Here is a 13,304-nt window from a genome sequence, read left to right as displayed (position 1 = left end):
AACCCCTCTCCTTTTAGGAGAGGCAGGGAGAGGTATAAATCTGTTTAAGCAAATTGGCGTAAGAAACGCACATCATTTTGATAGAACATACGTAAGTCATTGATGCCATAACGCAACATTGCAAAGCGTTCTACACCTAAACCAAATGCAAAGCCTTTATATTTTTCAGGATCAATACCCGCAGCTTGCAATACATTTGGATGTACCATACCGCAACCTAAGACTTCTAACCATTTGCCACGCTCATCCATAATATCCACTTCAGCACTTGGCTCAGTAAATGGGAAATAAGATGGACGGAAACGTACTTTCAAATCTTTTTCAAAGAATTCATTTAAAAGATTCACCAATAAACCTTTTAACTCTGCGAAACTGGTATTTTCCGCAACATATAAGCCTTCGATCTGATGGAACATTGGTGAATGCGTTTGGTCAGAGTCACAACGGTACACACGACCTGGACAGACAATACGGATCGGTGGTTGTGTATTTTCCATGGTACGCACTTGCACACCTGAAGTATGCGTACGTAGCAAATGGTTTGCATCAAAGTAAAAAGTATCATGCATCGCACGTGCAGGATGATGTCCTGGAATATTCAATGCTTCAAAGTTATGATAATCGTCTTCAACTTCAGGGCCAGTTGCAACAGTAAATCCAGCTTTAGTAAAAAACTGACAAATACGTTCTTGAACCTGAGTCACAGGGTGAATACTACCCACAGTTTGCCCACGACCCGGCAAGGTAATATCAATCGTTTCACTTGCAAGCTTTTGTTCTAATGCAGCTTTTTGTAATTCAGCTTGACGTTCTGTAAGCGCTGTATTGATCGCTTCACGAACGGCATGAATGGCAGCGCCCTGAATTTTACGTTCTTCAGGGTCCATTTTACCCAGTGCCTTAGATTGTTCCGCAAGCTGGCTTTTTTTCCCTGTAAATTGCACTCGAACTTGATCGAGTGTAGCAAGGTCTTGAGCTGCTGCAATCGCAGCGAGCGCTTCAGTGGTCAGGGCTTCCAGTGACATAGTAACTCTCAAAGCAACAATTTAGAAAAATAATATAACTCGCTATTCTAACAGTTTTTATGCAGTTGGATGAAGTTTCCCCGCCACAAAAATGACGATTCACCAACAGTTAAGCCCAATAAATTGTATATTTTATTATGTGAATGAAAATGAAAGGCTAGAACTCTGATTTATAATAAGTATAAAATGAAATCAATGTCGCTGAGATTGATAAAAAAATGGCACTCGATCAAATCTGGAAACAACAACTTACTCTCGTTACTTATGGCAATGCATACCTGTCTCAAGAGCTTAGCTTTAACCGTTGGGTAAACCATGCCATATTTAATCAGCATGCTTTTGCTTTTCGAGATCTACTCAGCCAACACTTACTTGCTCAACATTTTCAAATTTGGCTAGAAGGGCTTAAAAAGCAAGGCGTTTTCCGTTTAAGCCTTCATCCTTCATCATTACTCAATGAAGAAAAAAATCCCAACGCCAATGTTGAGTTATTGCCAATCACACATTTTATTGTCAGTCATGCTCCTCAAAAAAAGACAGCATGGATTTTTGGTAAAGAATTACCTGAATGGTATACCGCAGACAATGATTATGAAGCTCCACTTCCTCAAAAAAGTAAACTTCGTTCGGAAATATTTTGGCAATATGAACTCAATACAAAATATAACAAACGTATTGAACAAGATTTAGCCCCACCCAATTGGGATGATATTGATACCTATACAGATAATGAGCTTTTTAATACAAAATATGCGCAAGGGTTTCAGGAACCGATTAACAAAGACCAACCTTATTTAGGTTTAAGCGCAGCAGAACAATTAGATGACGAGATTGGACAAAAGCTGTCGTTATTACCCACAGATGATCAAGCGGATTATGCACATACAACATTGCATCGTTTAGATGGTTTATCTCAATTTGTAAACGCTAAACTTCAACATCCTTATGATGAAAATGAACAAGCGCTCAGTCCAAATGAACAAATGAATCTACGTCATTTTTCACAGAAACTTGATGATCTTACTGCTAAGTCGATTACCAAAATCGCAAATCATTACAAAACTGCGCGATTAACACCTAAAGTCATTGCCTCACCATTTGAAACTAGTAAACCTGAACAACGCCAAAGCTTGAGTTCAAAACCAAATCTTGAGCATAAACATGATCATAAAGTTGGGAAATCTAGCGTTTTCACATTGATCATTATTACCATCTTGATCTGCCTAGCCGCTTACTATTTTGGACTGTAGATTTCTTTAATCCTGTACGAGAGCACTAGACAGCAGCACTTTCACCAAGAAGTTGCTGTCTGACTTCCATTAAAGCAAAACCCAATAAATTTAAACCTTGCCATTGTTCAGGTTTTTGAGCTTGCTCATCATCAACTGCCAACCCAATTCCCCAAATTTTATCCACGGGTGAAGCCTCAACCAAAATACGTTCCTGAGTGTTAATTAGAAAATCTTTTAATGCTGGATTTTGTACAAATTTTTCTACATTACCTGCAACAACGATTTTAAAACGATGTTCTAACCAAATGTCTTCTTTATAGTTTTGAATTTTTCGTCCTAATGTTTTAGCTTCATTCGGATGAGCTACATTGAGAATCTGTTCAAATATCTCATCATCCTGAAAAAGTGCAGCCTTTTGTGCCATCATAAAATGTTCAGCCGTTTTATATTCAATCCCATCCACTGAAAAAGCGGATGGATACCATTGGCTCAAGCAACTTTTATCTACACTGTCTTGTTGCTGCGGCGTATGCCCCCAAAAGTACAAATATTTAAAGCTTTGCCCATGTTTGACCAATTCTTGTAAATTTTCTAAATATCTTAAATCTGACATAAGACTAATCTACCTATTTTGCTAATTTTTATGAGAATTCTAATCAATATCCCATTGATAAAACACTTCAGTAATGCCTTCTCCGAGATCAGAAGCATCTTCCTCTCCCACAGCCTGTCCACCCATTTTTTCATAAAAATATCGGCTTGGATTTTTATTAATGACGCCTAAACGAAGAATTTGGTGCTGTTGCGGATGAATAAGTTGGTAAAATTTTTCAAACATCGCCCGTCCAATTCCCTCACCTTGAACACTTTTCAATAAATAGAATGCTCGAATTTCAGCGACTTCATTATCTGGATTTAAATAACCATCTAAAAATCCTAAAATCCGTCCATCCTTTTCATAAACAAAGAGTTGATGGTCTGGATGAGGAATAAGCTGTTCCCATAGCATTAATCTTTTCGGAACACTCAAAGCATCTAAAACCGCTTGATTTAAGATACCTGTATAGGTTTCTTTCCAGCTTTGTACATGAATTTCAGCGATGTGTTGCGCATCATTTGCGACAGCTTTACGAATCATTTAAATTCTCCTCAATATTTTTATTGTCCATTTTCAACTGTTCTACTGAATGTGATGATGAATCATCTAAAATTATTCTAAAAATTTACGTTCTTCTTTCCTCAATTGCAAATGAATAAATGCAATCTGTAAATATTTTAAATCATTGAGTAACTTCATATATTTGTGATGATTTTTCGATAGGCTTTTAAGCATTTACTCAATAAAAAAGTAGCTAAAATTAGCTACTCTATACCTCTAAAAATGAATTTATATAAAATTCAGGCTGAGAATAAGCCTTCTTTTTTCACATCCGATTTCTTTATTCACATTAAATCTTTATTCACATTAAAATAGTGGTCGAATGGTTAAAATCACCTTTTGTTCATTGGCATGTTGATTAATATAGTGCTCAAGACCTGTGACTTCGCCTTTCACTTCCGCATCTGCGCCATACATTACTTTTATCGTTTCACCTATTCTCGGTAAAATTTGTAACTCCACTTCGATTGAACCTTGTTGTAGACCTTCGATTTCAACACGCATCGTAAAACTCCAATTTTTTATTGTTACTTTACTTTATTTCAAGCTCTGCCAAAGACCTATACTTTTCATGTTGATTTTATGTATATATTTAGCAGTTCATCCATTTAATATGAATCACAAAATTATTGATTAATCATCATAACCAAGCTCGTCCTCATCAATATTCATAAAATCGGGTTTTGGTGTGTTCTGAAATTGCACGGCCTGAATCGTTGATAGCTTCAGTAGCTGAGCTTTTGCAATCCGATGCATACCATCCATCACACGCCCTGCTTCACATAAAATAATGGGGTAGCTTAAATCTGCTTCTTGGATCAGTTGAAAATGCTCAATAATCTGCTGAGTTGTTGGATGAGTGTCTGGAAACCAATACGCTTCATTTAATTCTTGGATATTTACCAATGGGACTTCAATCACTGGAAAATCTTGGCTCAGTTTAACCAGATGATGTACATCCCAAATATAAGTATCTTCGCCAACTTGACGAAAATGATATTGTTTGCGCATAAAATGACACTCTATAATTTAATTCAAATACCATAAGCAAAATAGTTAGAGCAACCATAATGATAGATTTTTCTTCGGAACAAGTTTCAACAATTCACACCGTATTTGAACAATCCAACGCTGGTGAAATCCATTTTGGCGAAGTGATTCAACAGTTAATCTCTATCGGTGTAGAATCTTATACAGTAGATTATCGACGTGGTGAAACCACTTATTATTTTCCAAATGGCACAAGCATTCGACATCATTTTGAAACAGATGCAACATCAATTGCAGAACATTTTGATGCATCGCTGGTTAAACAAGCTATTTTAGGCGCACAATCTGGACAGGTGATGTATCCATTATTTAAAGCTTTAACCTATCAAGCAGGCTGTATTGGTTATTCTGTATGGATTACAGGTAAAAATGTGCAATATTTTGGACGACTTGGGGAAATTCATTTAGAAAAATTTCCACAATAGATTTGAAAGAAAAAGTTTGAAAATAGTAGCTTGAAAATAAAACTTTAAGCATAAAAAAGACCGCCAAAAAGCGGTCTTTTTTAATCATCTAAGACGATTAAGCAGCCAATGCGCCTTTAGCTTTTTCAGCTAAAGCAGCAAATGCAACTGAATCATGCATAGCGATGTCAGCAAGTACGCGACGGTCGATGATCACTTGAGCTTTTTTCAAGCCATCGATCATACGGCTGTACGACAAACCATTTTGACGAGCACCAGCATTGATACGCGCAATCCATAAAGCACGGAATTGACGTTTCTTTTGACGACGGTCACGGTAAGCGTATTGACCAGCTTTAATTACTGCTTGGAACGCTACACGATAAACACGTGAACGCGCGCCATAGTAACCTTTAGCACGAGCAAGAATTTTTTTATGACGGCGATGAGCCTGTACACCACGTTTTACACGAGCCATTTATAATCTCCTTAGATGTATGGGCACATACGACGAACTGAATTCATGTCACTTACGTGAACCATGACACAACCGCGCAATTGACGAATACGTTTAGCAGATTTTTTGGTCAAAATGTGGCGTTTGAACGCTTGTTTACGCTTGAAACCGTTAGCAGTCGCTTTGAATCGCTTAGCTGCACCACGGCGAGTTTTTAACTTAGCCATAACAACCTCTTTAAACACCTGTTCGGTACGTTCGCACCATTGCGATGACGACCTGCAGGTAAGGGAGGCAATATTCTAAATCATCTTTGTATAAAACAAAAGCAAAACTGCGGTTATTTTGTCTATCTATATAGAAGTAGCTGAGTTTTATTATTAACAATAAAACTGATTCATCATGTCTATTATCCACACTATAATAATCACATTATGATAAAGCTAGATAATTATGAACCCTGCTCAGGATGCATTCGCCGCCCTTCGATATCGTGATTTTTCAATCGTAACGATCAATCAATTCTGCTTAACCTTGGCAATCCTCATTCAAGAAATTATTGTTGCCTATTCGCTTTATCAAATTACGAAAGATCCATTAACACTAGGTTTGATTGGTTTAGCAGAAGCCATCCCTTTTATTGCTTTATCGTTATGGGGTGGATATTTTGCAGATAAGTTGAATAAACAAAGCATTATGAAAGTCTGCTTATTCTTCTCTTTCCCCTTACCTTTAGTGCTTTGGTGGTTATTTCACAATTATGATCATGGGCAAATCAGTGTAAATACGCTTTCTTGGGGAATTTATGCAGTTATTTTTGCACTAGGGACGATTCGAGGTTTTTACAATCCATCAGCAACGTCATTAAAACCCTTTCTAATCCCTAGAGAATTGTATGCCAATGGTGCAACTTGGACGACCATTGGTTGGCAAAGTGGCGTCATCATTGGGCCTATGCTTGGTGGTTTCATGCTCGCAGGCTTAGGTCGAGAAACCAGTTTATTGTCTGTTGCTGTACTTTTATTTATCTGCTTCTGTCTGATTTCTTTCTTAAAAAAACGTACATTCCCAACCATGGAACACGATAATCTTTGGGACAGTTTAAGTGAAGGGTTTCGTTTTATTTGGAAAACTAAAATCGTGTTATGGGCAATTTCACTGGATTTAGTCTCTGTATTGTTTGGTGGCGTCATTGCGCTCCTGCCTATCTTTGCTGAAGATATTTTAAAAGTCGGGCCAGAGGGTTTAGGTTATTTACGTGCTGCGCCTTCGATCGGTGCGCTCATTACCATGATTGCACTGACCAAATTCCCGCCGACTCATCATGCTTGGAGAAATATGCTCTTGGCCGTTGCAGGTTTTGGGATATTTACTTTGCTATTTGCATTTTCAAATCATCTTTGGCTTTCATTATTTGCACTCGCTATGACGGGTGCCTGCGACAGTATTTCTGTGGTGGTTCGTCAAACGATTTTACAGGTCTACCCACCTGAAAATATGCGTGGGCGAGTTGCAGCAGTGAATGGCATGTTCGTATCCTCCAGTAATGAATTAGGTGCTTTTGAATCTGGTTTAGCTGCAAAATATATGGGAACGATTGCTGCGACAGTATTTGGCGGTTGTATGACCATGGCAGTCGTTGCAATAAGTTGGATGAAAACATCTGATTTATTTGGAGTTGACATTACTCAAGGCCACTCAGAATCCTCTGATCAGTCTTAGCTGAATAAATAGACAGCTTGAAAATATCTACAGTGTCTCGTCCTAGAATATTTTGAAAAAAAACAAAAAAATGCGCCTTTGGGTGCATTTTCTATTGATTGAACAGCAAATTCGATAAATACTTCGTCCAATTTAACAACACTCATGCAATATCACTGCATGGATCGTCAATTTTATGAACAAAGTTCTTGTATTAAGTTGTCTACTACATCTGCCTATCTACTCACACAGCGCAGAAAAACTTCCTACGATTAAAGTCGAAGGTACGACCACTGAGCAATCAGATTCTCAATACCTCACTACACGCATTCAATGGATTAAATTCCCTCAAGTCAGCTATCAAACGGCGGATTTAAAGGATGAAGATCGTTCTGCAATTATCCGCGTGCAAACAGATAAAGCAGGTAAAGTTGTTGAAGCTGATGTGCAAGAAAGTACGGGGCTTCGTGCGTTAGATCAAAAATTGATTCATGCTGTTGAACAAGCAAAAGTGAAACCTGTACAAAAGAATGGTAAAGCTGTTCCTATTATTGGTTATCAGACATTTACATTAAGTTTAAACAATGCTGAAGATCGTATATCACAAACCAAGCAATGCACTTATCATTTCAATTCTAAAAACTGGATCAAGCAAGAAAAAGATAAATCAGTTGCATTCCGTTATCTGCAACAGCCAGTGCTTACACTTGATCAATCTCTACTGAAAAATAAAGATCGTGTGGTCAAATTCAAATTTAAGTTGAATAAACAAGGTGAAATTACGCAGGTCAAACTCACCAAACGTTCAGGTGTAAACGCCATAGATCAACAGGTTATTGAAGCTGTTGAACATGCTCAAGTGAGTGTTAAACGTTCATACCGCACCTTGTGGATCTATAAACAATCGAGCTTGAGTGATCAAATTCAATTTAAAAAAGATGATTGTGAATAGATTTTACAGAATAAATTAAAGGTGCACTCAGCGCCTTTAATTTTAAAGCCTTTTAGAATATGCCTAAATAAATCCAATAAACAAAAAGATAACGACCACCTTTTGCAAAAGTCACAATTAATAGAAAACGCCAGAAATTTTCCCTCATTAATCCTGCAACCAATGTAATAGGATCACCAATCACAGGTGTCCAACTGAATAATAATGACCAAAATCCATATTTTTGATAAATTTTTTCAGCTTTCAACATGCTTTTTTTGGAAATAGGAAACCATTTTTTATGCTTATATTGTTCTATTTTTAAACCGAGATACCAATTCACACACGAACCCAAAACATTACCAATGGTCGCCACAAGAATTAATAAATAGGTCAAATATTGAGCTTGTGCCAATAGCCCCAGTAAAACAGCCTCAGACTGCAATGGTAATAAAGTCGCCGCACCAAATGCGGAAAGAAACAATAATAAATAGGCCATCTAGCGATTGATCTTATTCAAAATTCTTATTTCAAAACGGTAACTTAAAAGCATATCTTAGAAGCTTACTGCAAATTCAAGCGTTTCTTGGTTTTAAAATATTCCCAAACTGCCCATAAAACTGCAAGGCCAAACACCACAAAACGTGCCCATTCATAGCGTTGTGCGATCGGATCGATCGTAGCACGAATAACAGCGGGGTCTTGGGAATGAATTTGGGGAAATAGACTTTGTATATGTACAATTTCAGCAACATATAAAATTAAACATCCCGCAATTGCAACAATCACACTCCAATAAATTTTTAAGTTAGATTCGAGAATACGCGTTAAATTTAAAAAAAATGCTTTCATCATCATATCCAAATACACAAAAACCACCGATTTGGTGGTTTTTGAGTTTAGCATAAAAATATATTTATACTTTGATGGATAATGCTCTTTGCACTGCTGGACGTGCAGTCATACGCTCAACATATTCTTTCACATAAGGATAATCCTCAATCTGTATGCCTTGCCATTCATAGCGTAAAACCCAAGGAAGAATCGCCATATCTGCAATCGAATACTCACCTGCTACAAATTTTTGTCCAATCAGTTGTTGATTTAAAACCCCATACAAACGTTTTGTTTCTGTCACATAACGATCAATTGCATAAGGAATTTTTTCTTTGGCAAAACGGTTAAAATGATGGTTTTGTCCAAGCATTGGGCCAAAGCCACCCATTTGCCACATGAGCCATTGTTCAACCTCAACACGATCTTGCTCATTGCTTGGATAAAACAATCCCGTTTTTCGCCCTAGATATTGCAAAATTGCACCTGACTCAAATACAGAAATCGCTTCACCATTCGGTCCATCTTGATCGACAATCGCTGGAATTTTATTGTTTGGCGAAATTCTTAAAAAATCAGGTTGAAACTGATCATTCTCTAAAATATTGATGGGGAAAATTTGATAATCCAAACCCATTTCTTCTAAAGCGATAGTAATTTTATGACCATTGGGTGTACCCCAATAATATAAATCAATCATGTTTCATCCTTCTGCATTTTCACGTATTTCTAAATTTTATAGCGGGGAATATTTTACTTTTATAACACGATTCAATATCCAGCCAATATAGGTTTTTTGCAATTATGCGCAAATAAATTGTTATAGCCACTTCAAAAATTTAGGTGAATATCACATTTTGAGATTATTCAATTTTTAAATTAAATATTGAATAATTGATGTTACGCAACAGTATTAAAAGTTTTTTTAATCTTGATGTATATCGATACGCGATGAGGTCATCCGCAACGTGTTTGAGGCAGGACTAAATTGATAAGTTAACGTTTCTGCGATATATCAATCAAAAGATGGTTGTTGACGAGTTTTGCGGTGAGGAGCAATGCTCCGCAAGGTGGTTTTCTTGCAAAGCTTCGCTTCTCATTTTGTCGAAACAAAAGTAGGGCGAGCCGCAGGCTAATCCCTAAATCAAAACTATTGATATAAGACTCCATCAAAACTAAAAAAATCGGTTTAATATTTTAAAGTGCGTAACATCACTAAATAACTTAAATATATCCTAAAAATAGACCTTAAAACGATAATACATGATACTTTTCCAACAAAATTATTTTGATGCAACGCTCACCGAATATTCAAAATAGTGTTTATTATACCTTTAAACTGCTAAATTCCTTATAGAAATGATTTGTACTAATTTGAATAAGTTTTACGACAACATTATTTTAAAAAATAGGTGAAAAATGAACTATATGCGACAAAAAAATCTAGATCTATTTGTTGTACTGATTGCTGCAATTTTTCTAGTTGCGCTCATTATTTTATTTTTATTTGCTTGGCCACATTATAAAGTTTGGAAACAAGGTATGGATGGTCAAGCCGCGCTTGCCGAAGCTGAACAGTCAAAAATGATTCAAGTCCAAGTGGCTAAAGCAGAATTGGAAAGCGCTAAATTACGTGCCGAAGCGATTAAACTGGTTGGTCAAGCAGCAAAAGAATATCCTGAATATCGCAAACAAGAATTTATTGGCGCATTTGGTGAAGCACTTCGTGACGGAAGAATTCAGCAAATTATTTATGTTCCCACTGAAGCCAATATTCCGATTGTTGAAGCAGGTGGGCGACCTAAATTAAATGAATAACTTTCAAATCAATTTGCATGAATAATATTTTTATTTCCAATTTCTATTCGCCCATAAAAAAGCACTGCTGAGTGCAGTGCTTTTTGATACAAATGAATGATTACTTTTTCTTTTTCGGTCCAAGTAACATACCCATTTGACGACCTTCCATTTTTGGCGCTTGTTCGATCACACCATAATCAGCCACATCTGCTTCAATTTTTTGTAATTGAGCAAGACCAATCTGTTGGTGAGCCATTTCACGACCACGGAAACGTAAAGTAACTTTAACTTTGTTGCCTTCTTCAAGAAATTTCAGAATGGCACGTAGCTTGATGTTGTAATCACCAACGTCTGTAGCTGGACGCAATTTAATTTCTTTAACCTGAACTTGATGCTGTTTCTTTTTAGCATCTTTTTGCTTTTGCTTCAGATCAAATAAATGTTTGTTAAAGTCCATGATTTTACAAACAGGCGGCTCTGCATTTGCCACAATCTCAACAAGGTCAAGATCTGCATCTTCAGCAGCACGTAACGCTTCAGCAAGCGTTACGATACCTTTTTGCTCACCATCTGCGGCAACGAGACGGACTTCTTTTGCCTTAATCTCATCGTTTAACGCAGGACGATTGCTTTTAGCACCTTGTTGTTGGTTACGGTCAGGCTGTTTAATCTTTCTTACTCCACAATATACCGGCCACGTTCGGCAACGGCTGCTTTCACTAGGTCAACAAATGCATCAATTGACATAGTACCTAAATTTTTTCCAGAACGCGTACGTACATTCACAGTACCTTCTTCTACTTCACGGTCACCAAGAACCAATAAGTATGGAATACGTTCTAAAGTACGCTCACGAATCTTAAATCCGATTTTCTCATTTCTCAAGTCTGAAATTGCTCGAATTCCATTTTCTTTGAGTTTTGCGACGACTTGCTCACATGCAACCGCCTGAGAATCGGTAATATTCATTACACATGCTTGGACTGGAGCCAACCATGGTGGCATAAAGCCTGCGTAGTGTTCAATTAGTATACCAATAAAACGTTCAAAACTGCCAAGAATTGCACGATGTAACATCACTGGATGGTCACGATCGTTATCTTCTGTTACATAAGAAGCATCTAAACGTAACGGCAAGTTAAAGTCACATTGAATTGTACCGCATTGCCAGATACGACCTAAACAATCTTTTAATGAGAATTCAATCTTAGGACCATAGAACGCACCCTCACCCGGTTGTTCTTCCCATTCAAGACCAGCTTCATCTAAAGCATCTGCCAAAGATTTTTCTGCAACATCCCAAAGCTCATCAGCACCCACACGCTTTTCAGGACGTGTAGAAAGTTTCATTTGCACTTCTTCAAAGCCAAAGTCTTTATAAACATCTAAAGTCAGTTTAATAAAGTCTGCAACTTCTTTACCAATTTGTTCAGTCGTACAGAAAATATGTGCATCGTCTTGAGTAAAACCACGTACACGCATAATCCCGTGTAAAGAACCTGATGGTTCATTACGGTGACATGAGCCAAACTCAGCTAAACGGATTGGAAGATCACGATAAGATTTCAAACCTTGGTTAAACACTTGAACGTGACATGGGCAGTTCATTGGTTTAACAGCATAGTTACGGTTTTCAGAATGCGTCGTAAACATGTTGTCTGCATAGTTTGCAGCATGTCCAGATTTTTCCCAAAGCGTAAAATCTACAATCTGTGGTGTTTTAATTTCTTGGTAGCCATTATCTTGTTGAATCTTACGCATGTACTGTTCAAGCACTTGGTAAATTGTCCAACCGTTGGCATGCCAGAACACCATACCCGGTGCTTCTTCTTGCATATGGAACAAGTCTAAAGCTTTACCGATTTTACGGTGATCACGCTTTTCTGCTTCTTCAATACGTTTAATGTAGGCAGCTAATTCTTTTTTATCAGCCCAAGCTGTACCGTAAATACGTTGTAATTGTTCATTCTTCGCATCACCACGCCAGTATGCACCTGAGATTTTAGTGAGTTTGAATGATTTTAAAAATTTAGTATTTGGTACGTGTGGCCCACGACACATATCTAAATAATCTTGATGATAATACAAGCCCATTTGAGTTTCTTCAGGCATGTCTGCAATCAAGCGTAATTTGTAGTCTTCACCACGTGCAGTAAATTCTGCAATCACTTCATCACGAGGCGTCATTTTTTTAATGACGTCATAATCTTGATCGATGAGCTTTTTCATACGCTCTTCAATCGCAGCCATATCATCTAATGTAAATGGACGTGGCATCCAGATGTCATAGTAGAAACCTTCTTCAATGACAGGCCCAATCACCATTTTTGCTTCTGGGAAGAGTTGTTTTACCGCATGTCCAACCAAGTGAGCAGATGAGTGACGAATGATTTCCACACCTTCTTGATTTTTAGGTGTAATAATTTCTAAGGTAGCGTCTTCGGTAATTAAATCACTTGCATCGACTAAGCGACCGTTTACTTTTCCTGCAACTGTATTTTTAGCAAGCCCTGGCCCAATACTTTGAGCGACTTCCATAACAGAAACAGCTTGGTCAAAACTTTTTTGATCGCCATTTGGCAATGTGATAATCGGCATATTTAAAATCCTTAAGGAGTGATGCCCCGTACCATGGAGCATGTCACCGCGAGATTATGATCGAGGAAATTCCTCAAGATAAAATCGGTGGAACAAAATAAAAGTGTGAAAAA

17 protein-coding genes are annotated in these 13,304 nt (G+C 37.4%); 5 read left to right on the top strand and 12 right to left on the bottom strand.

Annotation, left to right across the window (positions count from 1 at the left end; all coding sequences use genetic code 11):
* Nucleotides 1–44: 44 nt before the first annotated feature.
* A complete protein-coding gene (gene pheS, locus GGG_RS0108425) occupies nucleotides 45–1,025 on the bottom strand; it encodes a phenylalanine--tRNA ligase subunit alpha (RefSeq protein ID WP_010113837.1) in 981 nt (326 codons plus the stop codon).
* A gap of 218 nt (nucleotides 1,026–1,243) precedes the next feature.
* Between pheS and GGG_RS0108420 the strand changes: the two genes are divergently transcribed.
* Nucleotides 1,244–2,275, top strand: coding sequence for a hypothetical protein (locus GGG_RS0108420; protein WP_010113835.1), 1,032 nt, complete (start codon nucleotides 1,244–1,246; stop codon nucleotides 2,273–2,275).
* A 25-nt stretch (nucleotides 2,276–2,300) separates the two neighbouring features.
* Here the strand turns inward: GGG_RS0108420 and GGG_RS0108415 are convergent, their stop codons facing one another.
* The 4 genes from GGG_RS0108415 to GGG_RS0108395 all read right to left on the bottom strand — a co-directional run bounded on the left by GGG_RS0108415 (nucleotide 2,301) and on the right by GGG_RS0108395 (nucleotide 4,427).
* Complete coding sequence (locus GGG_RS0108415) at nucleotides 2,301–2,870, bottom strand: NADAR family protein (protein WP_010113833.1); 570 nt, start codon at nucleotides 2,868–2,870, stop codon at nucleotides 2,301–2,303.
* A gap of 39 nt (nucleotides 2,871–2,909) precedes the next feature.
* On the bottom strand, nucleotides 2,910–3,395 hold the full coding sequence (locus tag GGG_RS0108410) for a GNAT family N-acetyltransferase (protein WP_010113832.1): 486 nt from the start codon (nucleotides 3,393–3,395) through the stop codon (nucleotides 2,910–2,912).
* Nucleotides 3,396–3,722: 327 nt separating this feature from the next.
* Nucleotides 3,723–3,920 (bottom strand): hypothetical protein, encoded by a 198-nt coding sequence (locus GGG_RS0108400; RefSeq protein ID WP_010113831.1) that lies wholly within the window; start codon nucleotides 3,918–3,920, stop codon nucleotides 3,723–3,725.
* Nucleotides 3,921–4,049: 129 nt separating this feature from the next.
* Nucleotides 4,050–4,427 carry a hypothetical protein gene (locus tag GGG_RS0108395; RefSeq protein ID WP_010113830.1) on the bottom strand — a complete coding sequence of 126 codons (378 nt, stop codon included), beginning with the start codon at nucleotides 4,425–4,427 and terminating at the stop codon, nucleotides 4,050–4,052.
* A 59-nt stretch (nucleotides 4,428–4,486) separates the two neighbouring features.
* On the opposite strand from GGG_RS0108395, the gene GGG_RS0108390 reads away from it, so the two are divergent.
* Entirely contained in the window at nucleotides 4,487–4,891 is a 405-nt protein-coding gene (locus GGG_RS0108390; protein WP_010113829.1) for a DUF1398 family protein, read from the top strand.
* Between the two features lie 97 nt (nucleotides 4,892–4,988).
* Here the strand turns inward: GGG_RS0108390 and rplT are convergent, their stop codons facing one another.
* On the bottom strand, nucleotides 4,989–5,348 hold the full coding sequence (rplT, locus tag GGG_RS0108385) for a 50S ribosomal protein L20 (protein WP_004723060.1): 360 nt from the start codon (nucleotides 5,346–5,348) through the stop codon (nucleotides 4,989–4,991).
* Between the two features lie 11 nt (nucleotides 5,349–5,359).
* Nucleotides 5,360–5,554: a 50S ribosomal protein L35 gene (gene rpmI, locus GGG_RS0108380; RefSeq protein ID WP_002054552.1), complete on the bottom strand. Its 195-nt coding sequence runs from the start codon at nucleotides 5,552–5,554 to the stop codon at nucleotides 5,360–5,362.
* 226 nt (nucleotides 5,555–5,780) lie between these two features.
* Between rpmI and GGG_RS0108375 the strand changes: the two genes are divergently transcribed.
* Nucleotides 5,781–7,049, top strand: a complete 1,269-nt coding sequence (locus tag GGG_RS0108375; protein WP_010113809.1) for an MFS transporter — start codon at nucleotides 5,781–5,783, stop codon at nucleotides 7,047–7,049.
* A gap of 175 nt (nucleotides 7,050–7,224) precedes the next feature.
* On the top strand, nucleotides 7,225–7,980 hold the full coding sequence (locus GGG_RS0108370; RefSeq protein WP_010113807.1) for an energy transducer TonB: 756 nt from the start codon (nucleotides 7,225–7,227) through the stop codon (nucleotides 7,978–7,980).
* A gap of 52 nt (nucleotides 7,981–8,032) precedes the next feature.
* On the opposite strand, the gene GGG_RS0108365 is transcribed toward GGG_RS0108370, so the two are convergent.
* The 3 genes from GGG_RS0108365 to GGG_RS0108355 form a co-directional block, all read right to left on the bottom strand.
* Nucleotides 8,033–8,458, bottom strand: a complete 426-nt coding sequence (locus tag GGG_RS0108365; RefSeq protein WP_010113805.1) for a YqaA family protein — start codon at nucleotides 8,456–8,458, stop codon at nucleotides 8,033–8,035.
* 65 nt (nucleotides 8,459–8,523) lie between these two features.
* Entirely contained in the window at nucleotides 8,524–8,811 is a 288-nt protein-coding gene (locus GGG_RS0108360; protein ID WP_029574505.1) for a hypothetical protein, read from the bottom strand.
* Nucleotides 8,812–8,875: 64 nt separating this feature from the next.
* Nucleotides 8,876–9,493 (bottom strand): glutathione S-transferase N-terminal domain-containing protein, encoded by a 618-nt coding sequence (locus GGG_RS0108355; RefSeq protein ID WP_010113802.1) that lies wholly within the window; start codon nucleotides 9,491–9,493, stop codon nucleotides 8,876–8,878.
* A gap of 719 nt (nucleotides 9,494–10,212) precedes the next feature.
* On the opposite strand from GGG_RS0108355, the gene GGG_RS0108350 reads away from it, so the two are divergent.
* Nucleotides 10,213–10,611, top strand: a complete 399-nt coding sequence (locus GGG_RS0108350) for a hypothetical protein (protein WP_029574504.1) — start codon at nucleotides 10,213–10,215, stop codon at nucleotides 10,609–10,611.
* A gap of 100 nt (nucleotides 10,612–10,711) precedes the next feature.
* Here the strand turns inward: GGG_RS0108350 and infC are convergent, their stop codons facing one another.
* Both infC and thrS read right to left on the bottom strand, forming a co-directional pair.
* Nucleotides 10,712–11,263: a translation initiation factor IF-3 gene (infC, locus tag GGG_RS20615; RefSeq protein WP_081399935.1), complete on the bottom strand. Its 552-nt coding sequence runs from the start codon at nucleotides 11,261–11,263 to the stop codon at nucleotides 10,712–10,714.
* A 5-nt stretch (nucleotides 11,264–11,268) separates the two neighbouring features.
* A complete protein-coding gene (gene thrS, locus GGG_RS0108340; protein ID WP_010113796.1) occupies nucleotides 11,269–13,191 on the bottom strand; it encodes a threonine--tRNA ligase in 1,923 nt (640 codons plus the stop codon).
* Between the last annotated feature and the right edge of the window lie 113 nt (nucleotides 13,192–13,304).

Origin of the sequence: Acinetobacter sp. P8-3-8 (assembly GCF_000214135.1) — a bacterium.
In the GTDB taxonomy this organism is placed as follows: domain Bacteria; phylum Pseudomonadota; class Gammaproteobacteria; order Pseudomonadales; family Moraxellaceae; genus Acinetobacter.
This window is presented reverse-complemented; position numbering and strand designations above follow the sequence as displayed.